This window comes from Pseudarthrobacter sp. WHRI 8279, from assembly GCF_040224115.2.
Lineage (GTDB): Bacteria > Actinomycetota > Actinomycetes > Actinomycetales > Micrococcaceae > Arthrobacter.
In genome coordinates this window covers 1,299,966-1,320,695 of the sequence record NZ_CP168162.1, presented here as the reverse complement: position 1 = coordinate 1,320,695, position 20,730 = coordinate 1,299,966, and the positions used below count along the sequence as shown (strand labels likewise).

The following is a 20,730-nucleotide window of genomic DNA, read 5'->3' as shown; positions in this document are numbered from 1 at the left end:
CCTGGTGCTCGGGTAACAAAAAGCTAAGTATGCTTACCGTTCCAAGCCTAGGCACCTGATGCCTCCCTTGCCAACCCGGGTCAATCCCGGCGGACCTCGTGAAGCCGGACGTTCCCCAGCGTTCCGGCATCCACCGTGGCCGTCATGAACGTGCAGGCCGGCTGCCGGCGGCGGTCAGTGGGCGACCCCGGATTCAGAAGCCGCAGCCCGCGCGGGGTGGTGGTGTCCCAGGGGATGTGGCTGTGGCCGAAAACCAGCACATCCGCTTCCGGGTACAGCGCCTCGCACCGGGCCTCGCGCCCTTTGGCCTGCCCGGTCTCGTGAACCATGGCAAAGCGGACGCCTTCCAGCGTGATCTCCGCCGTTTCCGGAAGGCTTCGGCGCAGCTCAGGGCCGTCATTGTTACCGTAGACGCCCACCAGCAGGCGGCTCCGCCTGCGGAATTCCTCCAGGTGGGACGCCGACACCCAATCGCCCGCGTGAAAGACCACGTCGGCGCTTTCGACGGCGGACCACACCTGCGCAGGAAGGTCCCGGGCGCGCTTGGGGACATGGGTATCGGCGACGAGGACGAGGTTCAGCGGCATGGGAAAATCCTGCCATGCCCGCCGGGTCCTGTGGACCGCCTGGACCTTCTCCAGCGCGCCTTTCCGGCCGGTGTTCCCATTCGCCCTTTTGCCTTTTCCCTGCGGGCAGCCAGTCGTACTCTGGGCTCGGAGGTGATTGCCATGGAGGCAACGCAGGGCGACCGCATCATTGTGCATGGCAGGACGGTGGGTGCCGCAGACCGGCATGGAGTGATTCTTGAGGTGCGCGGCCAGGGCGGAACGCCGCCCTATCGTGTCCGCTTTGATGACGGGCACGAGACCATCATGTACCCCGGCGGTGATTTCGCCGTCGAGCGCGGCACCGCGAACCAGGCCTGACCGGGGCGGCGGACTGGCGGGTGCAGCCCACCCGCTGCACCTGTCAGACTGGAGCGATGGATCACTTTTCTGCCTCCACCGCGTCCTCCGCCCCTCCCGTCCGTACTGGCCCGAGGGACCCCGGCGATGCCTGGGTGGAAGGAAACCGCGGCCGCTTCTGGGGCCGCTTTGGCGCGGCTGGAGTGCTGGCCTACGATCCCGGCAAGGGGGTGCTCCTGCAGCACCGTGCCGTGTGGAGCGATAACGGCGGAACGTGGGGGCTGCCCGGCGGCGCACTCCATGAGGGTGAGGAGCCCGTCACCGGTGCGCTGCGGGAGGCCTATGAGGAAGCCGCCGTGCCCGCGGGCAACGTGGAGGTGCTTTTTACGTCCCTGCTGGACGTGGGGTACTGGACGTACACCACGGTTGTGGTGCTGGTGAGGGAGCCTTTTGACCCGGTGATCAGCGATCCCGAAAGCCTGGAACTCCGGTGGGTCCCGCTGCCCGAAGTGGCTGGACTGGAACTTCACCCCGGGTTCGAAGCGTCCTGGCCGGACCTCCGTGCAAGGCTCGAGTCCTAGTAGTCCGGGCCGTACTCCGCCGTGACCAGGATGGGAAGGTGGTCTGAATTGCCGCGCGGCAGTGTCTCCACGCTGGCAATATCCAGGCCCAGCGACGTCGCGAAATCGAAGTGGCCCTTGAACACCTTGTACCGGGTGTAGGTGCGCCTATTGCTCAGGGACAGTGCGTAGCCCGAGTTTTTCATGTGCAGGTCAAGGTTCTTGGTGAAGAACGGGTAGTTGAAATCGCCCACCATCAGGGTCATCAGGCCCTTGCCCATGCTCAGCAGTTCAGCGTGGGCAGCGTGGATCTGCTTGCGCCGCAGCGAGTTGGAGGCCGTGAGCGGTGCTGCGTGGAACGAGCCGATCACCAGTTCATGCTGTGTTTCGTTGTCCATGACCCGGGTGCCGATCAGACGTTCATGGGCCGGGGCCAGGACGCGGTCATGCATCGACTTCTTCAGCGCGAAGGACTGGGTGTCCAGGGCGGTGAAGCGGCTGGTGCGGTAGTAGATGGCCAGCCCCAGGCGGTTGCCCTTGGTGGCATCGGCCAGATGGAGCGGCCCCAGTGTTTCGGGAAGATCGCTGGAATCCACCTCCTGGAGGCACAGCGCATCGATGTCATGGTTCCGCGCCAGTGCGAGGAGTTCGCCACTGGCTTTGTGCTTGCGGAGGTTGTAGCTGATGACGCGCATGGAACACCTCTTCAGAGGTTGCTGACAGGACCAGTTCCTGAGTCTAGCCGGATGGATACTGCTAGTGGCCAACATTTCGCCGCGTCCCTTCCGGTGGAATGACGGGCCGAGGGTCCGGGACAGCCGCAAGGCCCGGCGCAGCTAGAGTTAAGGCCGATTCACTGGAACTCCGAAGGGGCCAACGTTGACCGCAGAGCTGCCTGAACTGGCTGAGGGAAACTTCTACTACCTGAACCTGGGGGGAGGCCGTTTCCGTTCCACCATCCATGCCCAGGGTGCCTGGAACGTTCACGAGCAGCACATGGCGCCGGCGTCCGGCCTGCTCGCGGACAGCCTGGAACGCCATGACCCGCGGCCGGACATGCGGATGGCCCGGATCAGCTACGAGATCCTCGGACTCATCCCTGGCGGCGAATTCTACATCGCAGCCAGCACCCTTCGGCCGGGAAAAACCATCGAGCTCCTGCAGGCCGAGCTGGTGGCGGGCGGTCGGACCGCCATCCGTGCCACCGCCTGGCGGCTGGCTACCAGCGATACAACGCCGGTGGCCGCAATAGAGGACACTCCCATCCCCGGCCCGGAAGACTGCAAGCCGTACGACGGCGCGTCCGTGTGGCCCGGCGGCTACATCCGCTCGCTGGAAATGCGCGTGGCGGAAGGGCACCGCCCCGGGGCCGGAAAGGTCTGGCTGCGCACGGAACATCCCTTGACCGACCGAGGGGACAGCGGTGCCCTGGCCCGGCTCATGGGCATGGTGGACACGGCCAATGGCATCGCGGCCAGGGTTCCGCCCGGCAAGGACAGCTACTCGTTTCCCAACCTTGACCTGCAGATCCACATGTACCGCCGCCCGGAAGGGGAGTGGTTGGGGCTGGACAACGCGGTCTCGTTCGGCGGGGACGGGATAGGGCTGACCTCCACAGTTCTGCACGACCTCCAGGGGTCGTTCGGGCGCGCAGAGCAGATCCTTACGCTCCGAAAGACCTGACCGGCCCGCCGGGTGTGGAGCACGGCATCGGATGGCGGTATTTTCGCGATCCTTGCTGGCGCCCGGATGGTTATTGAATGATCGTGAGCCTGCAGAAGGCTGCTCGATACATCCCAGGCTCGAGGGCACCTTGCGCTTCGGGATCGCCGTCTGCGTTGCCAGGTTCGTCGTCGAAGACGGACATGCGCTGGATGGGTTGCCCGAGTCTGTCCAGGGTTGATATGGCCCGGGTGTCGTTTCGATCAGCGCCTCGAGGGCCGGACGGCATAGGGGCGTGAAGCTCTCGCTTCAGACATGCCGTACTCAACGTAGTGGTCATAAACGGCGGACGCCGGAGGCCAGAAGGTCCGCCTGTTCTCGATTAGTGGAGCGCTGCCGGGCCGGGCTACTGGGTAGCAAATCAGTTCTGTCACGGGCTGCTTCGAGGTGTCTCATAACTAAGGCTAAGTACTCGATTTTTGCCAGAAGGTTATGAGACATAGTTACGAGAATCGCCAATGCCATCGCGCGTCCAAGATTCCGCAGAAAATCTGTAACCGTGCAGGTCAGGCGACTGCTAGCTCGTCGAGACGTCTCGTTTCCCAAGGGTTATGAGACGACAACGTGCCTCGAATGAGAGACGCCCCCGGGAGGCTAATCGGACAGGCCATACGGGCTTCCGTCGCCAGGGCCCGCCCGTGGCGCAGCCGCAATCGTAACGCCTGGAATCCCTAGAACTGGCGCGTCGCCGCTGGTTCTCGTCTGAGCGATCGGGAAAGCGATCAGGATGCTTAGGGTCTCTGCCGCGTTCGCGCCAGTACTCGTCACGTTGCCACAATGAAAACCGCGTGGCCCAGATGGCGAATATCGTCGTCCCGGCAGCAAGGATGACCAGCTTTATCCAAACCCAAGGCTCGGAATTAATTGGCATGAGGTTCAGCGTGATCATCACCAACGCCAAAGCCCCGCCGAAGTAGACCAGGCGACTCAGCCGGCGCTTGACCTCAGGATTCGCGTCTACTGGGTGCGGGCTTGCCCGCGGTTTCCTGATTGTGTCAAGTATTTTTGGCCCCAGAGGGGCGATTGAAAGTGGCCCCAGGTTCACGGAACGTTGTTGTGGGTCTCGGGCTCGCGGGACGGTTTTCGCACCGGTTGGCTAAGGGTTCCTGTATCGCCCGGGGAACGGCAGATGCCGGTCGGGGGTATGGAGTCGGGGCGCCGTCGTTGCTAGCATGTCAGATCTCTTGAGTGGGAGAAATCCATTCTGGAATGGAAAAGGTCCGACCTGGCGTGCGCCGGGCCGGACCTTTTCAGTGAGACGCGCTAACAGTCCAGACCCACTACCCGACCTTGCCGGAGAGTGCGACCAGTACACCTGCCGTAGCGAAGTATTTATTGCTTCCCAGATCGCGGATGGTTTTGATTCCCATACCGGCAAGCAGTTCGTCGTGCTTTTCGGTCAGGCCGGCAAGAGCCGAGGGCGGGGCCGACAGGACCTCGTCCAGAGTCGAGTTCTCGTAGGCGTTGTCCAATGCCTTGCCCAATTCAATCGAAACAGCCACTTTTCATGTCCTTTCATCGATGACGGAAAACAAGCACAGCCAGCCTGCGGCTGCACGAACGCCGGGATTTATCCCTGCGCCGCTGGGAGACACGCTATCGGAGCATCGCTCTGCGGAACGTAAGCGTGCCGAAGCGATTGGGCGGCGGTTTAGCCCTGAAAGCGGATTTTGGTGGGTTTGGGTCCGCCGACTTGATTAGGCCCTGCGGTCTTGCCGTAGGGAATCCCGGATTTCCGTGAGCAGGGCAATCTGGGGGTCTTCGGCCGCTTCTTCCTTGACGTCCGGGTTGATGCCGAGGCGCCGGTTGCGGCGCTCGATCATGTGGTTCATGGGCACGACGATGACGAAGTAAATGGCTGCCGCCACGAGCACGAAGTTAACAATTGCTGTGAGCAGGACACCGAATTTAATGTCGTTTCCGTTGAGGGTCACGACGGCGAAGCTATCGAAGTTCGGAGATCCGACCAAGGCCGCGATGAACGGCATGAGAACGCTTTGGACTAGGGCCGTGACTACGGCACCAAAGGCGGCACCAATCACGACGGCGACGGCAAGGTCTACGACGTTGCCCTTCATGATGAAATTCTTGAATCCGGTCAACATAGCGATCAAACTACCCCACGCGGACGCCGTATCGGATACTTTTGGGGAAAGTTTCGTGGTGAGTTATCCAGTGCCTGCCGGCGCCCGTGGCATGAGGTCGGATTCACCTCTGCGGGGACCTTGGGTTCCTGCAGCGGGGTTGTTCGCCTGTTCCGAACTTTTACGCGCGATGCCATGGGCCAGGCGATAGGAGTCGGTGCCGGTTTCGATGATGGTGCCCTTGAAGGTGAGGCGGTCCACGATGGCTGCACAGAGGCGCGGGTCGGTGAAGGTTTTGGTCCAGCCGGAGAATGACTCGTTCGAGGCGATCGCGATGGAATTCTTTTCCTCGCGTTCGGTGAGGACCTGGAACAGTAGTTCGGCGCCCCGCCGGTCCAGTTCCATGTAACCAAGCTCGTCGATGCAGAGCAGGTCCACCCGGCCGTACCGGGCGATGGTCTTGGCCAGGACCTTCTCGTCGGCGGCTTCGACAAGTTCGTTTACGAGCCGGGTGGCGAGGGTGTATTTTACTCGGTAGCCCTTCTCTGCGGCGGCGGTGCCGAGTCCGATGAGCAGGTGGGATTTGCCGGTCCCGGAGTCCCCAATCAGGCAGAGGGGTTGTCCTTTGCGGATCCATTCCCCGGTGGCCAGGGTGTGGATGGTGGCGGGGTTGATGTTCGGGTTCGCGTCGAAGTCAAAGTCCCCGAGCCACTTGTCCCGGGGAAAGTTTGCGGCTTTCACGCGCCGGATCGAGGAGCGCCGGTCCCTGTCGTCGCACTCGGCCAGCAGCAATTCGGCCAGGAAGCCTTGGTAGGAGAGTTGTTCCTTCCCCGCGACGGCGAGGGCTTCATCGAGGACTGCCCGGATGGTGGGCAGGCGCAGCCGGCGGCAGGCCTGGTCCACGGCGGCAACCGCTGCCTGTTCGGTCAGGCCTCGCCGCCGGCGCAGGGCCGGGGTGATGGTGGTCGCCGGTGCGGTGGGGCTCATGAGATGTTCTCCTTTGACGCGGTTCCTGCGGGGTGTTCCGAACGTTTGGCCAGCAGCTCGTCATAGGCGCGGACCGATGGCAGGGGCCGGCTATCAGGTGGCAGCCCGGCGATGACGGCGACGGGGTCCATGAGGCGGCGCTGGGTGAGACTGACAACCCGTTGCACCTTCTCTTCAGCATGAACACCGGGATGACGGTCCGAACTGGCCCCACCCCGGCAGGATGTCGTGGCGTGTCTGCGGGCTTCGACCGCGACGACGTCGGCGCTGACCGCGCCCACTACGAGGGCCGCGGTGATGCCTGCGTGGATGTCGCAGGCGTCCATGGACCGGTGGAGGAGCAGGACGTCGATGAGTTCACGGGTCCCGTCGGCGTCGCCGTTGACCCGGCGGGAGGCGGCCCAGAATGCCTCGTGCGCGCTGCTGAACGTCCCGGACTCTCTCGCCCGGGCCAAAGCGGTGGAGCCTGGAAGGCCGCCGGGCTTGGTTTTGAGGACCTCGAGATAGTGGTCCAGCTGGACCGACTGTCCGGACCGGGCGGCGAGCCGCTGATGCCTGGCGACCACGGTGCGGCCATCGAACACCACGACCTCGGACGCCCGCAATGAGACCCGGACTCTCCGGCCGATGAACCGGGCCGGGACGGAATACTTCACCATCCGGACGGTGACCATCGAGGACCTGTCGACCCTCGGGTTTAGCGCCAGACCCGGATCAAATTCCTCTGCCGGCAACCTGGCCAGGAACGGCCGTTCGATCTCGAAGTCCTGGCCTATGGTGCGGATCCTGTCATTGATCCTCCTGTCCTCGTCCTGGGCTTCCCATTTGCGGATCCGGTCGTTGAGCTCGTCCAGGGAGTCAGCAACCGGCATCGGTGAAAGCCGGTTGCGGCGGAACCAGCCCACCTCACCTTCAACGCCGCCCTTTTCGTGGGCCCCGGCGATGCCGGGCTGGCAATAGAAGGGGTCGAAGCCGTAGTGGGAACGGAACAACACCCATCTGTCGTTCTCCCGGCGCTGCCGGCCCTGACCGAACACCACAGCGGTGACAGCACTGCTGAGGTTGTCATAGCGGATGTGTTTAGTCGGGATGCCGCCCAGAACCTTGAAGGCTTCGATGTGCCCTTCAAGGAAGGCCTCCTGGGCCTGGGTCGGGTAGATCCGATGGATGGCCCTGCCCGAATGCGATAACCGGAAAATGAACAGGTGACACTTCGTCTTCACCCCGTTCAGCACGACATAGACCTCGCCGAAGTCCACCTCAGCCTCAGCACCCGGAGCGTGTTCCTGAGGAACGAACACCTCAACCCGGCGGCCGGCCTCCACATCAATCTGGGCCCGACGGACCCTTACGTAATCACGGACCGTCGAATACGACAGCTCCTGCGCTCCGTGCTCTTCTATGAGCCGGGCCAAAATCCTGCGTGCAGTATGGCGCTGCTTCCGCGGCGCCGTCGTGTCCTCGATCAGCATCGCATCGATCGCGCCCTTAAAAGGCTCCAGCCTCCAGGACACGCCTTGCCTCTGTTTACGCTCCGGAGGGGCAGCCGAATCCAGCGCCTGCCTTACCGTTCGCCTGTGAACCCCGTACCGGACCGCCAACGCACGAACCGACAGGCCCTCAACCCGGGCGTCCCTTCGAATCCGCGCGAACAACTCCACTCTCGACTCCATCCAGACCAGCCTTCCGCCGCATCCATCCAGTGATGAATCCAACGTTGAAGGTGGGGCCACAAATAACCGCCACAGGTGCCCGGCGAGTCATGAAGTGGGGCCAGAAATAACCGTCCTGCCGGGGCCATATAAACCTGTCACAGCCAGTTTCCTCCGGAATTGTGATGCCATACGTGAACTGAAGCACGAACGTTAGTAATCCGGTAGCCAGCTCCTTTGGGTGGTGAGCCGGGCCAGTGAGCATTCGTCTTTTGTAGGGTGGAGGCCCTCAACGCTGATGCGCGAAAAGTTGTGCCTCAAAACATGGAACCTTTCCATGTGTGCGGACACTATGGGGTATGGGCGGAGATTTGGAAGGGACAGACGAGGTTCTTTGGAGGCTCGTCGTAAATGGGGACGGTGACGCCTTTGGCGCAGTCTTCGACCGTCACCGTGACAGAGTGTTGCATCACGCACTGGGGGTCATAGGCTCCGCTCACGCAGCCGAGGACGTCACGGCGATGGTGTTTTATGAGGCGTGGCGTCGCCGGGAGTACGTGCGGATGGTGAACGGGTCCATTGTTGCCTGGTTGCTGGTTACTGCGAACAACACACTCCGGAACGAGCTGCGCCAACGCCGGCGGTACAGGAGCTTCCTGGGCCGGCTCCCGCCCCCAGCCAACAGCCCTGATATCGCTGAGGCGTTCGCCGACGGGGATCAGCAGGAGTTTGAGGCCGCCACGTTAGAGCGGGCTTTTGCACGGCTGCGCCCAGGGGACCGTAACGTGCTGACGCTCTGTGTGGTTGAAGAAATGAGCATACGAGACGCTGCGGCCGCACTCGGCGTCCCCGAAGGCACCGTGAAATCCAGACTGAACCGGGCCAAAGCAAGGCTCGGGGATTTATATGACGAAGTTTCCAGCACGTATGCGATCGACCGGCAGGCCGCGCAAGGACAGAGGCCCTTATGAAAACCCATCAGTTCCAGCCCGACAGGAGCGATGCGCTTCGCAGGCAGCTCGTAGACATGGCGGAACAAGAATTCCCCCGCAGACGGCTAACCGGGAGCTCGGGCAGCGATGCAACCGATCTCGTGGACAGAGATCGTGACTCGATTCGTCGGCCGCACCGCACGCGCCGAGTGGTACTGACAATGGCCGCAGCCAGTCTCGGCGTGATCGTTTTGGGGCAAACCAATATATCGATCCAAAGCGCCCATGCGGCAAGTCTCCTGCGGTCAGCAGCCGAACAGACCATGGCCTTTTCCGACCCCACCCCGGGCCGGGGCGAGTACCTGCGAGTCCATACGCACGCAAACTGGCTGGTCTCCGGGAACACGATCGAGACCCACATGAACGCCCAGACCATCGACGTGTATGTTCCAGGGGACCCCTCCCGGGACTGGGTACTGGATCGAGACTGGGGATCAGTGGCCCCGCGCCCCGGTCAGAAGGACACCATTCACGCGCCTAATGGCGAGTTCTACGGGATCCCGTGGACCGTGATCAGTGACCAGGAAATCCAGGACCTGCCACGCGAAGGCAAAGCCCTGATCGATCACTTCAATGCCCAATATCAGGGTGGGTCCGCCTCCAGGGACGAGGACAACTTCGTGCGCATCACAGATCTGTTGCGGACCGGACTCATCTCAGCGGACCTGCGCGCCGGTCTCTATGAGGCTCTGGCCTTAATCCCGGGGGTGAACGCCAGCGAACAAACCAACTTCGATGGCAAACCAGGGATCGCAATCGGAAGATCTGAGCCGCTCCGGGCCGGACAACGCGATGAAATCATCATTGACCCGGCCACTGGCCTGGTCATCGGCGAACGAGTGGTCACCACCTATGCGATCTTTGGAGTAGGAGCGAATAACCTCATAGCCCATACCGCCATTGACTACAGCATCGTGGGGTCAGCACCGCCCGCCAACCAGCCAGCCCAGGAGGCCGGAGGACCAGTAAAGTGACCCACCGAAACGCATGGACCACGGCAAGGCCCAACCGCAGAACACTCCTCGTGCTTCTGGCGGCGTTCACAACAGCCCTCCTCTGGTGGATCGGCATCGTCGGAGTCATAACCACCGGAGGCGGTGCGCTCATGTTCCTGACCATCCCGGCCCTGGCCACCATCGGAACCATCATGATCGGAAATCGCACCAGACGCCGCTGGCCAATCCAACCGCTTCAACGACGACACAAACACAGGAACGTGACCCTATCCGGCGCCCATCATTCAGTTGTGCCCCTGGCAGCATTTGCCTCTGCCCTGCTGTGGTGGATAGGCATCGCCGGACTAATCAGCACAGGGCCAAACGGCGCACAGGTCTTCTTGACAGTTCCAGCCCTCGCGACCGCTGCCACACTGATAATCGCCCTTCGTCACCGCCGGGGAAGATCCACCAGCCCGGGAAGTTAGCCACCCTCCACGTCCGACAGAGCTATGCACATTCAGTGTCGAGGTGAACCCATAAGGCTCCCAATCTAGGTGTCTCGTAAGCTGGGCGCCTCGAATCCCTAGGGTTATGCGGCGGAGGCTTCCGGTCTTTCGTCGGAACTTTGCGAGATCTGTGCCATGGAGGGTTGGTTGATGCCCAACCAGCCCAATACACGGCCGGCATTCGCATACCTTAGGGGTGTGAATTCCTTGGAGTATGAGTTACAGAGATCGGATGAAGGGGTCGACCTGGTTGTAAAGGGTCCCTGGACATCTTTATGCCAAGATGTTGTCACTAGCGGAGCAGTCGATGGTCTGGTCCTTAACACTGCTCATGGATTTGCTGCGCCGGATCTTGAGTTCCTGGAGTCCTGGCCATTGGCCAGGTTGAAGATCCTAGCCCGGCACATCGCTGACCTTTCCCCCATTTATCGTTTGAGCGAATCACTTACCGACCTTGACGTTCTGACTGCGCCGTCCACAGCTCTTGACCTCTCAGAGCTGCCACATATTGCAAGCCTCGGCGCGGACTGGGAGCAGGTGTCAAAAACCCTCTCTGGGCTTGAACATCTCAAAGCCCTGTTCCTGCGCCATTTCAACCCCACTGACCTGCGAAGTCTTGGAGTCCACCCTGAGCTCGAAAGTGTACGGCTCAAAGATAGGCCAAAACTCGTCTCCTTGGACGGGCTGGAGGATCTGACACATCTTAAGGAGCTCGGCATATTTCTGGCGACTAAGTTGCAAGACATCTCAGCACTGTCATCCATGTCGGCTCCGCTAAGCAGACTTGAGTTGGTTGCCTGCAAGGGAATTTCCGAGATTGGCCCACTTCAAGGGCTTAAAGCACTGAAGTTCTTGAATCTAAGCGAATGTGGCGCCATCCAATCTATCCGCCCCCTCGCCTACTTAGAAGGGCTGGAGGAGTTCCACGCCTACGGCTCAACAAGAGTCAGCGACGGGGACTTGGCTCCTTTGCTGCAACTTCCAAACCTTCGGGCCCTATCACTTCAATCCCGAAAGTTTTACGTTCCCAGTCGCCAGGCAATTTCGGAGGCCAAACACCTTCTCTAGCCCACGGAGCCCAGTCAGATCCTTGTCGCGGGACCCGGCCAAATGCGCTGACGGCAAGAACACGTGCGCCGTCCGGCAGGGGCGACGGTGATGGAATGCCGGCTGCAGTAAAGCCACCGAAGGCGAATTGCTCAGGGCTTCCTGACCGAAGTTTGGGCACCTGCGGCTTCCCACCGCGCCACTAGGGCCTCCTGCCCGTGCTCATCTGCCTGGAGTACGACATGGAATGGCACTGCGGGCCGGTCCCACCATTCTCCTAGCGCAACTGGGGCTGCGTACTCGTTGATCGCATCTGCCAGTGTCCGGGCAAGGATTACGAGCTGGTGGGGGTCTTCATCGGCGAGTACCTGGCCGGCGTTACGGACCAGCAGGACAATTGCCGGTGCTGGCAGAAGCCAGCCCATATCGGAGAGACAATCATCCAGCGCTGCCCAGTTTTCGCTGAAGTAGTACGGGAACTGCAAGGCCGCTGCCATTTCATCCATGGCGGCAGTGGTCGTGCGCATCTTCGCTCCTCGGACAATGCGCACGAGCAGCCCGTTGTCGGCCCATCCCCGGGCGAGAGTGTCGGCTGCGCCGGGGTCCGAGACCAACACTTGGAAGGACGGGCTGGTGGGCACCTCCAGGAAGTCTGTCGGGTTCTTCATCCGTGCCTCACCCCCACACGTCCGGGCGCAAACTCAGGTGGCCTCTTCCGCCCGCATCCCTTTGGCTCATGTCCTACACCCTATGGGAGCAGCATCAGGGAAGTGAGAATCAGACTAAGCAGTCAGACCGCGGTATGACTGTTGGCGATAAATGGCGGTGTTTTTGCGCCGCTCCGTGTCGCCCTCGGATAACTATCCCAGGGCTGGCACGGGCCCAGCAGGCCCGCAGGCGCCGGCTCGAACTCGCCTCGAAACTCTAGGGATTCAACACGCCGAGGTTATAAGACACAGGAATTCAGCTGTCCCGTAAGCGGATCCTCTACCGGGCGCCGCACCGCAGCCCCGCGGTCTTCCATGGCTGGATTTTCCAGGCACAGAGGTTTCGAGAAGTTTTGCTTCCTTAGAACCCTGACGTTCCTGCGAAGACCTGGATGAATGCGAAGAAGATGCTGGCGATGACGGCGACGTAGAGCAGGGCTGTGATGATCCAGCCGGAGTCGGAGATGATGCGCGCGGCGCCTGGCGGGACGGGGATGATGCCGGCGGTGATGTTTCGGATGGTGACCCACACGAAGAGGGGAATCATGGCTGCCCAGACGATCATGCAGAACGGGCAGAGGATGTGGATGTCATAAAGGGCTTGGGACCATAACCAGACGACAAAGGCGAAGCCAAGGGTGATGCCGGTCTGGAGGCATGCCCAGAACCACCGGGCAAATGTCGCCCCGGAGACCAGCGCCATGCCCACGGTGAGGATGACGGCGAACGCCACGATGCCGATGAACATGTTGGGGAACCCGAACAACGAGCTCTGCCATTTCTGCATCACTTGGCCGCAGGAGATCCAAGGGTTTACATCGCAGACGGTCGTATGGTTTGGGTCCTGCAGCACAGCAAGCTTCTCCAAAACCAGGACGCCAGAGGCTATCCAGCCGATGGCCCCAGTTATGACCAAGAGCCAGCCAAAAGGCAACTCACGAGTCATCTGAGGTCGAGTCCTGGCATGGCTTTCCGGGGTCTCGCTCGTATGGCCGGAGTGGTCGACAATCCCAGCTGCGTTGGGGTTCATGGATTTGTTTTCCTTCTTCGTGAGTAGCCAGGCCAGTACGGGGAGACTTCTCAGAAACCAGCTGAGAACAGGGCTATGAGGCCAATGACGACTCCCGCAACGACCATCCAGAGAACTCCGTTTGAGGACAATCTCGCCCTACGGTCGGCAATCCGGTCAGCAGCAAAAGCATGAGCAAGGCCAAGGACTACGACCACTAAGATTGCGATCGTCGCAAGAGTGGAGCGAGTAGCTGTACTGACGCCGTGGCTGGGTGGGGCAATGGCAGGGATAGCCACGGGGGTCCTGGCTACCCCAATCAATGCCAGCACCAATAAGGCCATGACAGCGAGAATTAGCCCCCAACTAATAGTCCTGCTCATTCACGTCCCCCTACGTCATATGTGAGCTACATCCGATACTACGGAACTCAGCCTTGCCCAGGCGTCGAGCAGGGACGGTACCCTCGGCAGCGCGCCGGTGGAGGATCCTTCACCCGGACGCTCGTAGCCGAGAATTATGGATGCTTGAAGAGCTAGTCTCACTTCATGAAGCGTCGGGGGGCAGTCCTACTTGCAGTAGGCATAGGTATCGCAGTGTTGACGGTCATCGCTGTGATCAGCGGAATGTATCGGGTGCCCCGAGTGTGCCCAGCTGTCAAAGGCAACCTAGGAATGACCGGTGGCGGCAGGTTGGTTTGCCCGTTGGCGGCAGGTGATTGACCGGTCACGGCAAGTATTTTTGGACAGGGTCAGGCGCCCCGGGCGTGCCGGGTTTTGGGGCGCCTGACCGGGTTTTGGGTTAGTTCATGGGGCGGGTGCCTTTCCCGTTTTGGGCTTGCATGAGCCTGACGGACTCGCCGCTGGTTTGGCAGAGGTGGGCGTGGTGGAGGAGCCGGTCAACGGTCGCGGTGGCGATGGTTTTGGGCATGAGTTCATCGAACCCGGAGGGGTGGATGTTCGAGCTGATCGCCAGGGACCGCTTTTCGTAGGAGGCTTCCACGACGCGGTAGAAGCCCTCGGCTGCGTCCGCGGAGACCGGCAGCAGGCCTATGTCATCGATGCAGATCAGGTCCACGTTGGTGGCGCGGGTGATGGCTTTGTTGACGCTGTCGTCGATGCGGTGCCGGCGCACCAGGGCGCCGAGGTCTTCCATGCTGAGCCAGGACACGGACATGCCCTGATCGATGGCCAGTTGGCCGAGGGCTTCCAGGAGCAGTGTCTTGCCGGTGCCGGAGGGCCCGCAGGCAATCAGGTTCTCCCGCCGCCGGACCCATTCCAGGGTCCGCAGGAACGACGTTGTTGCAGCCGGCAGGGTGGAGAGGGCTTCGTCCCAGACATCGAAGGTCTTCCCTGTGGGGAATCCGGCACGTTTGCGCCGGGTGGCCAGCATCGAGGCGTTCCGGCCGGTGGCTTCGGCTTCGAGCAGGACGCGGACGACTTCGGTGGGGTCCCAGCGTTGGGCTTTGGCGGTGGCAAGGACCTCGGCGACCACGGCCCGGGCGTGTGGCATCCGGGTCGTGCGCATCAGTGCGATCACGTTCTCCACCGCCGCGTCAGCCAGGGGCGGGGTTATGGTGTTAGCGCTCATCGATGGCTCCTTCAAAGTCTTGATCAGTGGTGGTGTTAGGGGTGGTGCCGAAGTTGGCCCAGGCGCTGGTGCCCTGACTCAGCCACCGGCCCTGGTCGGTAACGGTGTGGGTGGCGCCGGTCGTGTGGCTTTTGCCGTTGCCGGTGTTGACGATGGAGATCAGGTCCTCGTGGGTGAAGCGCTGGTGCACCGCTGCCGCTCCCAGGCCCTTGTCGACCTCGTCGACGCCAAGGACCTTGGCGAGGGTGACAGCGCGTTCCATTTTGTGCCGGATCTTCTGGGTACCCGCGGCAGCGGCTTCCTTGAGCCAGAGCGCGGCTCCGGCGCCGAGGGCCAAGAACTCCTCCTCTGCCTTGTTCGTCGGGCGGATCACCCGTTCCAGGGCCCCTGCAGGGGCCGGCGGGAAGTGGGTCTCGATGATCGCGGGGGTGCCGGGGCGGGTGAGCTTATGCCGGGCGACCTCGACCGGGCCGGAGTCCCCAACGTGGACGATGATCACCTCGGTCTCGGTGCCCCGCACCCACACCATCTGACCCATCAGGGTGTGCGGGACGGAGTACCGGGACTGCTGAAAGGTGATCATGGGCATGTTCGGCGGGACCTGCCGGGTATGGCCGAAACTCGCTGTCACCGGGGTCGCCGGAACCGGGTGCAACCGGGGCTGTTCGAGAACCCGGAGCATGTCCTCCGGGATCTCGAGAGTGGCCCGGTGCACCCGCGAATTCACCTCCTCCATGAACGCCTCGCAGGCAGCCTCCAGCTCGGAGAAGGACCGGTATTCGGGCAGGAGGTTGGTCTCTTTCGGGACGATGTCGGCTTTGGCGATCTTCACCGCGTTCTCCACCCCGCCCTTCGAGGCCGGGTCCGCCGGCAGACACGTCTGCAGCGAGGTTGAGTAGTGCCTCGCGAAGGCCACGATCTGATGGTTGCGGACCGGGATCCCGGCGACGTGCTCGACCGTGACGGTCTTCTCGTTATCGGTCAAAATGTAGGTCGGGACCCCGCCGATCAGGCGGAACGTCCGGTCGAGGGCGGCGAACACGCTCGGCATGGTCTTATCCCGCAAAGCAATCACAATCCGGAACCGGGAGAACGCCAGCCAGGCCACGAACAGCACAGTCTTGACCCCGTCCACGATGGGACCGTCGCCGTAGTCATACTGCAACCACAGACCCGGCTCAGGAGTCCAAGGACGGTGCACACGCACGTTCCGTGCACGGTATTTCGCCTTCAGTTCAGCCAGCGTGGTCCTGGTCGTCCGCTCACACCCGGTGAACCCCAAAGCGACGAGTTTCTCATGCACCACGTCGCCGCGGATCTTCCCGCGGGACTGCTCGACCCAGGAGATCATCTGTGGCAGGAACGGGTCAGTCATCCGGCCGCGCTGCCGGGCCACCGGCGCCTGCGCACCGTCCTGGCGGGCTTTCACATAAGCGCGCACCGTGTTGTGTGAGACGCCGCAGATCTTCGCGGCATCCCGGTACGACCGGGTTAAATCGTAAGCAGCTAAAATTTCCATGAACTCTCCTGGAGACTTCACAACGAGCCCCTTCCTCCCCACAACGGGTGAAATACAGACGATTGGCATCGCCATTTCACCGCGGAAGGAAGGGGCTCTCCCCGTAACGACACGAGGGATGGACAAGAGGAATCCCAGCACGCCCAGCCACACACCGTGGCCTACTGCTGTCCAAAAATGCTTGCCGCCGCTGGTCAAAACAACTGCCGCGAACGGTCAACCAGTTTTGCCGTCTCCGGTCAGTTTAAAGTTGCCGCTTACACCCAGCCATTGGATATGCCTACACAGGTCCCGTGGAGTTGGTTTTTTCCACTCCACCGTCGTCAGTTGCAGCTTGTTTTGGGGAAGGGTGCCAGCCTGAGCCGGTGTCACAGAATGACGAGCGAAAGTGGCTGGTGCCGCAATCCGCGCCGTACCTGAACGGTCCTGTCAGCATCACCTCGATCCATGTCGAAGCGATAGCTGCGATTGGCGGCCGAATAGCGACTGACATGCCAGTAGAAACGGAATCCACCGGTGAATATCCGTTCGGGCTTGGATGCGGAGGTCCTTTCAGATTCAAGCCCGTGCACCTCACCCTCAACTGAAGGCCGTAAGCCGATCGGCTTATGAGCTCTTCTACCGCCTGCTGGTTGGTTCTCCAATGGGGTGTGACTCAGTGAAAGGGAAGTTTTGAGCCTTGGGGGAAGGACATGACTCCTTGCGTGGGGGTTATGGTGAACCACTCGCCGCCTTGGTTGTTGGCAAAAATAATGACTCTTTCAGCGGTGTCGAGTGGGTCGCCGTCAGGGTAGGACTCTCCTGCAGTGCAGGTCGGAGGCGTGGAGGTGATGCGCAGGTTCCCCTCCCGGGGATTCCCTTTGAGTACCTGTTCGACTTCCACGAGGTGAGTCGTGGCCTGATGACCGTAAATTGTGATCTCTCCGGCCTGGCTTACAGATTTTCCGATGAGCACCAGGCCGGCGTTGTCGTATTGGTCCTGCGGGTTGGCGAACCGGACCCAGTCCACGCATGCGAAGGGGCCACCGCTCGGAACGGGGCTACCGGTGGAGCCAGCGATTGAGCTAGTGGCCTTCGTCGTGGGTTCCGCAGTTCCCGGTCCTCCCGCCAACTTGTCGCCGCACGAAGTCACCAGCATCGTGACAAGTAGGGGCAGGATCAGGCATTGCCATAACCGAACGCGCTTCATTCTGTTCCCTCAAAGGTGGATGCTGATCGGTGGAAATAGAGTTGCGTACCTGCACTCACGGATGTCGCTCTCGGACCGGAGGGGGAGCGACATCAAACGGCGCAGCATGTGAAGGCCGGCGACTGATCGGTTCATTCTGGCGGGGCACTTCGCGTGGGGTAGGAGGGTATCCCTCCGCCGGAACCGGAGGCCATGAAGATACCGATCTGGGTTTCTCCGTCGCTTTGGAAGACGGGGATCTCGTGCGGAGGGCGCGGGGTACTGAAGTTCTTGACGGCGTCTTCCGGGCTGGTTGGCATGGGGCCGCCGTATAGGTCACTGGCGTAGGCGTAACCGGATTGCCCGTTGGTGGCCATCACCGCGATCAGGTCGGGGGTTCCGTTTTCCTGGCTTTCGACACCGTAGGTTTCACCCTTGGCATTGACACCCAGGGGCGTTCGTTCCTGCTTCACATACTCGGCCGTAAGCTGCCAGTGGGCCTCCGGGCCGGCCTTGATCGTTACACTGTCCTGGCCGGGTGCGAGGGGGATGGTGTAGCCGCTCCAGCCCAGCCTGTCGCTGGCTGCATCCTCCTCGGAGCAGCTGCTGGACGCACCGTCGGGAAACTCAAACCAGCCAGGGGTCAGGCACCTAAGTTCCATTTGAATCCCGGTGGTTCCCTCGGGAGGAGTGCCCAGTTCAACGGTTGCTGTGCCGGCGTAGGTTGTGGTCACAGGCGAGGCCAACGGTGTCACCTTTTCACCGCCGGGGATGACGAAGAGACCTGCCGCCGCCGCTCCAATGCCAAGCAGTCCCGCACCGGTCAGAGCGCCGGTACCAAGCCACACCCTGGTGCGCCTCCGCTTGGCGGCCGGTGTTTCCTTGTTGACTTGGGAGACGAGTTCTGCCCGCAGGGCGTCACTGAAACGGTCATCGACGTGGAGCTGGTTCATTGCCGTCCTCCTTCCAGTACCGGGGTTGGAGCGGTCGGCGGGTTTGTTGATGCATCTCCGTCGAGGGCTGCTCTGAGCCGCTGCCGGGCTCGGTGGATCCTTGATTTCGCTGCTGCAGGGGTCAGATTTAGAACAGCGGCGGCGGCAACGATGGTGTGTTCCTCGAAAACGACCAGTGTGACCAGGTGCAGGTCCTCGGCCGTCAGTGTGGCCAGAGCCCGTGCAAGGTCATGGTCAAGAGCGTCCTGGTAAGAGCGGTAAGAATTTGCTGTTGGGTCGCTGATGTCCTCGGATCGGGGCAGGGCTTTCAAGAGGCGTTGATAGCGCAATGCCGTCCGGGCGCTGTTACGTGCCATGTTCGTGGTCGTCACCAGCAACCACGGAAGGATTGATCCTTCCACGACCCTGACCTGCTTTCGCCGCCGCCAGAGCTCGAGGAAGGCGGCAGCCATAATGTCTTCAGCGTCGTGGTGATTCCCGCACAGCCGGTATGCATGGCGGAAGACCCTGTCCCGATGCCTGTCGTAAAGGGCACCAAAGGGATCTCCCTGGCCCAGAAGACTCTGGCGCCACAACCCCTCTTCGCTGTCTCCGTTGTTCCCCATGCCCTTTAGTGTCCGGCAAAGCCCAAAAGGTTTCACCGAATCCGAAAAAGTTTAAGGCCCACGGCCGAATGCACAGAAATACTTCGAAAGCGCCGAACCAACGAGCGGCCATTCCCAGGGCAAATGCCACTTCTAGAGCCGGGGGCCTGAAGATACCCGTCGCTCAGTCCTTTTGAGTTTCAAGACCAGCGCCCTCCGCCACAACCGGGCTATGGGCAATTGCCCCTAGACGGTCGCGGTAGCCGATCCATTACCGAAGACCGAGGGCTAGACGATGGCGCCGTTATCGATCTGCCGGTGCCGGGAACGGCGGGGGAGCCTCCAGGCCCAATAGGCGATCATGAGTCCAGCAGTGGCGGCCCCACCCGCGTAGGTCCAGGGCGAGGACCATGACCCTTTGGGGGTGGGAATAGCAAAAGCAATCACGATGGCAGCCACGGCCAGAACGGCCTCCACGGCCGCCTGCAGCGGTCTGGCGCGGTACTCAGGGTAGGCCAGCCGGACAAGGGGAATGATCGGGAGCAGGAACAGGCCCAGGCTGGGGATCGGGTAGATCCCGTTGAACGTGTAGATCGTCATGCCTAGCAGTAACAGCCCCAGGAATTTCAGCACCTGCACTGCCGGGAGCGGATTCTCCGGCGTCCAACGGCTCAGGAGCAAGCCCCAGGCCGGCAGCCCGAGCAGCCAGCCGCCGCACCACCAGCCGACGTTCGTCAGCGCCAGCGGCACGAGCAGGGCGCCGGGAAGCAGGAACGCACCGGCCTGCCGCAGCGACGGGAACTTTCTTGTCGGGCCAAAGATGCAGGCGCCGATCAGCAGGTAGGTGGCCACGTACCAAGGCAGCAACTGGATCACCGGATCGGCCAGGTTGAACACCATCAGCGTCAGTGTCGGGACCATGGCGCAGACCGCGGCGAAAGTCCACGGGCGGCGGTCAGTGTTCGGCGTGGCATCCCCCAATGTCATGGACGCACTCTACCGGCTTTGGTGCAAGGTCCCTTTGGAATCGTTGTTCACGAGGGTGAGTCTTCTATACGCCAGGTCATCGCCACCCGTTAAGGGATCCTTCAAAGGACGCCTGCAAGCCTGATTACCGTTGAGATGTCGCTGTCGCATTCAGGGATCTGACGGGAACGCGGGTGTCACAAGAACTCCAAATTTACGGCGCGCTCTATCGGTTTGAGAAGTAGCCCCACTCCATGGTCTTATGGAGGCTCCGGTTGTTGAAGCCGGGGTGGGAGTGCATCAATTCCTGCCACCGAGCCTTTCCGGCTTCGGGGTCATATTCGACACTCCTTGCTGCATCCCTGATTAGGGCATCGACCCGGACCACGGCAGCGTCAATGTCGGCCTGGTCGTAGAGATCTCGGAGGCTTTCGTAGATATTGACCTGCCCGAGGTCGTACTCCGTTACTCGACCAGAGTACCGGTGGTTGAAGTAGCGCAAAACGAAGACGGCGTTCAGGACATCCTCTTTTCGCGCGGCCCGTACGAGTTCGGCCCTGCGTTGACGGGAACGCTCGAGATCAGCCCTTACCCAATTCTCTGCTTCATCCAAGGCCTGCTCGTAGCGCTCAGTCGGGAACCCGGGCACTTTGGCCCTTACCTTCAGTAGGACTGCTTGCCGATCTGCGTTGTTGAGCACGACCTCGCGGACATGAAACTGTGACACCGAACTGAGGCGCGACGCGCGGTCCTCGTCCGTCTCCGCCGAACGTTTTCCATACATAATGTCAGCGATGGTCGAAAAGTGAGCCATTTCGCGGGCTGAAAAGTGAGCCACTTT

General features: G+C 61.7%; 20 protein-coding genes and 1 pseudogene. 6 read left to right on the top strand and 15 right to left on the bottom strand.

Annotated features, from left to right (window positions below; translation table 11 throughout):
• Nucleotides 1-80: 80 nt before the first annotated feature.
• Nucleotides 81-587, bottom strand: a complete 507-nt coding sequence (locus tag ABRP28_RS05925) for a metallophosphoesterase (RefSeq protein ID WP_350002407.1) — start codon at nucleotides 585-587, stop codon at nucleotides 81-83.
• 141 nt (nucleotides 588-728) lie between these two features.
• Here ABRP28_RS05925 and ABRP28_RS05920 point away from each other — a divergent pair, with 141 nt between their 5' ends.
• Nucleotides 729-926 (top strand): DUF1918 domain-containing protein, encoded by a 198-nt coding sequence (locus ABRP28_RS05920; RefSeq protein WP_066276358.1) that lies wholly within the window; start codon nucleotides 729-731, stop codon nucleotides 924-926.
• Between the two features lie 56 nt (nucleotides 927-982).
• Complete coding sequence (locus ABRP28_RS05915) at nucleotides 983-1,486, top strand: NUDIX hydrolase (protein ID WP_350002406.1); 504 nt, start codon at nucleotides 983-985, stop codon at nucleotides 1,484-1,486.
• Here ABRP28_RS05915 and ABRP28_RS05910 read toward each other — a convergent pair.
• A complete protein-coding gene (locus ABRP28_RS05910; protein WP_350002405.1) occupies nucleotides 1,483-2,160 on the bottom strand; it encodes an endonuclease/exonuclease/phosphatase family protein in 678 nt (225 codons plus the stop codon). The genes ABRP28_RS05915 and ABRP28_RS05910 overlap by 4 nt on opposite strands.
• Before the next feature lie 184 nt (nucleotides 2,161-2,344).
• On the opposite strand from ABRP28_RS05910, the gene ABRP28_RS05905 reads away from it, so the two are divergent.
• A complete protein-coding gene (locus ABRP28_RS05905; RefSeq protein WP_350002404.1) occupies nucleotides 2,345-3,148 on the top strand; it encodes a thioesterase family protein in 804 nt (267 codons plus the stop codon).
• Nucleotides 3,149-4,467: 1,319 nt separating this feature from the next.
• On the opposite strand, the gene ABRP28_RS05900 is transcribed toward ABRP28_RS05905, so the two are convergent.
• The 4 genes and pseudogenes from ABRP28_RS05900 to istA (ABRP28_RS05885) form a co-directional block, all read right to left on the bottom strand.
• A complete protein-coding gene (locus tag ABRP28_RS05900; RefSeq protein WP_330193862.1) occupies nucleotides 4,468-4,689 on the bottom strand; it encodes a hypothetical protein in 222 nt (73 codons plus the stop codon).
• A 195-nt stretch (nucleotides 4,690-4,884) separates the two neighbouring features.
• Nucleotides 4,885-5,292, bottom strand: a complete 408-nt coding sequence (gene mscL, locus ABRP28_RS05895) for a large conductance mechanosensitive channel protein MscL (protein WP_090584173.1) — start codon at nucleotides 5,290-5,292, stop codon at nucleotides 4,885-4,887.
• 174 nt (nucleotides 5,293-5,466) lie between these two features.
• Nucleotides 5,467-6,258 (bottom strand): annotated as a pseudogene (gene istB, locus ABRP28_RS05890) (IS21-like element helper ATPase IstB); the annotation flags it as partial.
• A complete protein-coding gene (gene istA / locus ABRP28_RS05885) occupies nucleotides 6,255-7,931 on the bottom strand; it encodes an IS21 family transposase (protein WP_374152935.1) in 1,677 nt (558 codons plus the stop codon). The gene istA (ABRP28_RS05885) and the pseudogene istB, both read right to left, overlap by 4 nt.
• 350 nt (nucleotides 7,932-8,281) lie before the next feature.
• Between istA (ABRP28_RS05885) and ABRP28_RS05880 the strand changes: the two genes are divergently transcribed.
• The 3 genes from ABRP28_RS05880 to ABRP28_RS05870 all read left to right on the top strand — a co-directional run bounded on the left by ABRP28_RS05880 (nucleotide 8,282) and on the right by ABRP28_RS05870 (nucleotide 11,414).
• On the top strand, nucleotides 8,282-8,881 hold the full coding sequence (locus tag ABRP28_RS05880; protein ID WP_374152934.1) for an RNA polymerase sigma factor: 600 nt from the start codon (nucleotides 8,282-8,284) through the stop codon (nucleotides 8,879-8,881).
• 182 nt (nucleotides 8,882-9,063) lie between these two features.
• The gene (locus tag ABRP28_RS05875; protein WP_190612403.1) at nucleotides 9,064-9,876 is read left to right on the top strand and encodes a hypothetical protein; all 813 of its coding nucleotides are present in this window, start codon (nucleotides 9,064-9,066) and stop codon (nucleotides 9,874-9,876) included.
• Between the two features lie 620 nt (nucleotides 9,877-10,496).
• The gene (locus ABRP28_RS05870) at nucleotides 10,497-11,414 is read left to right on the top strand and encodes a hypothetical protein (protein ID WP_190612408.1); all 918 of its coding nucleotides are present in this window, start codon (nucleotides 10,497-10,499) and stop codon (nucleotides 11,412-11,414) included.
• Between the two features lie 131 nt (nucleotides 11,415-11,545).
• On the opposite strand, the gene ABRP28_RS05865 is transcribed toward ABRP28_RS05870, so the two are convergent.
• The 9 genes from ABRP28_RS05865 to ABRP28_RS05825 form a co-directional block, all read right to left on the bottom strand.
• Entirely contained in the window at nucleotides 11,546-12,061 is a 516-nt protein-coding gene (locus ABRP28_RS05865) for a barstar family protein (protein ID WP_350006226.1), read from the bottom strand.
• A gap of 400 nt (nucleotides 12,062-12,461) precedes the next feature.
• The gene (locus tag ABRP28_RS05860) at nucleotides 12,462-13,130 is read right to left on the bottom strand and encodes a vitamin K epoxide reductase family protein (RefSeq protein ID WP_350006224.1); all 669 of its coding nucleotides are present in this window, start codon (nucleotides 13,128-13,130) and stop codon (nucleotides 12,462-12,464) included.
• Between the two features lie 780 nt (nucleotides 13,131-13,910).
• Nucleotides 13,911-14,699 carry an ATP-binding protein gene (locus tag ABRP28_RS05855; protein ID WP_350006261.1) on the bottom strand — a complete coding sequence of 263 codons (789 nt, stop codon included), beginning with the start codon at nucleotides 14,697-14,699 and terminating at the stop codon, nucleotides 13,911-13,913.
• Nucleotides 14,689-16,239 (bottom strand): IS21 family transposase, encoded by a 1,551-nt coding sequence (gene istA / locus ABRP28_RS05850; RefSeq protein ID WP_350006263.1) that lies wholly within the window; start codon nucleotides 16,237-16,239, stop codon nucleotides 14,689-14,691. Before istA (ABRP28_RS05850) ends, ABRP28_RS05855 begins: the two co-directional genes overlap by 11 nt.
• Nucleotides 16,240-16,873: 634 nt before the next feature.
• Nucleotides 16,874-17,407, bottom strand: coding sequence for a hypothetical protein (locus ABRP28_RS05845; protein WP_350006251.1), 534 nt, complete (start codon nucleotides 17,405-17,407; stop codon nucleotides 16,874-16,876).
• A 131-nt stretch (nucleotides 17,408-17,538) separates the two neighbouring features.
• Complete coding sequence (locus tag ABRP28_RS05840; RefSeq protein WP_350006253.1) at nucleotides 17,539-18,339, bottom strand: peptidase M56 family protein; 801 nt, start codon at nucleotides 18,337-18,339, stop codon at nucleotides 17,539-17,541.
• Entirely contained in the window at nucleotides 18,336-18,944 is a 609-nt protein-coding gene (locus tag ABRP28_RS05835; RefSeq protein ID WP_350006254.1) for a sigma-70 family RNA polymerase sigma factor, read from the bottom strand. The genes ABRP28_RS05840 and ABRP28_RS05835 overlap by 4 nt, the downstream gene beginning before the upstream one ends.
• A 267-nt stretch (nucleotides 18,945-19,211) precedes the next feature.
• Nucleotides 19,212-19,910 carry a hypothetical protein gene (locus ABRP28_RS05830; protein ID WP_190612412.1) on the bottom strand — a complete coding sequence of 233 codons (699 nt, stop codon included), beginning with the start codon at nucleotides 19,908-19,910 and terminating at the stop codon, nucleotides 19,212-19,214.
• A 205-nt stretch (nucleotides 19,911-20,115) separates the two neighbouring features.
• On the bottom strand, nucleotides 20,116-20,727 hold the full coding sequence (locus tag ABRP28_RS05825; protein ID WP_374152933.1) for a hypothetical protein: 612 nt from the start codon (nucleotides 20,725-20,727) through the stop codon (nucleotides 20,116-20,118).
• Nucleotides 20,728-20,730 lie beyond the last annotated feature (3 nt).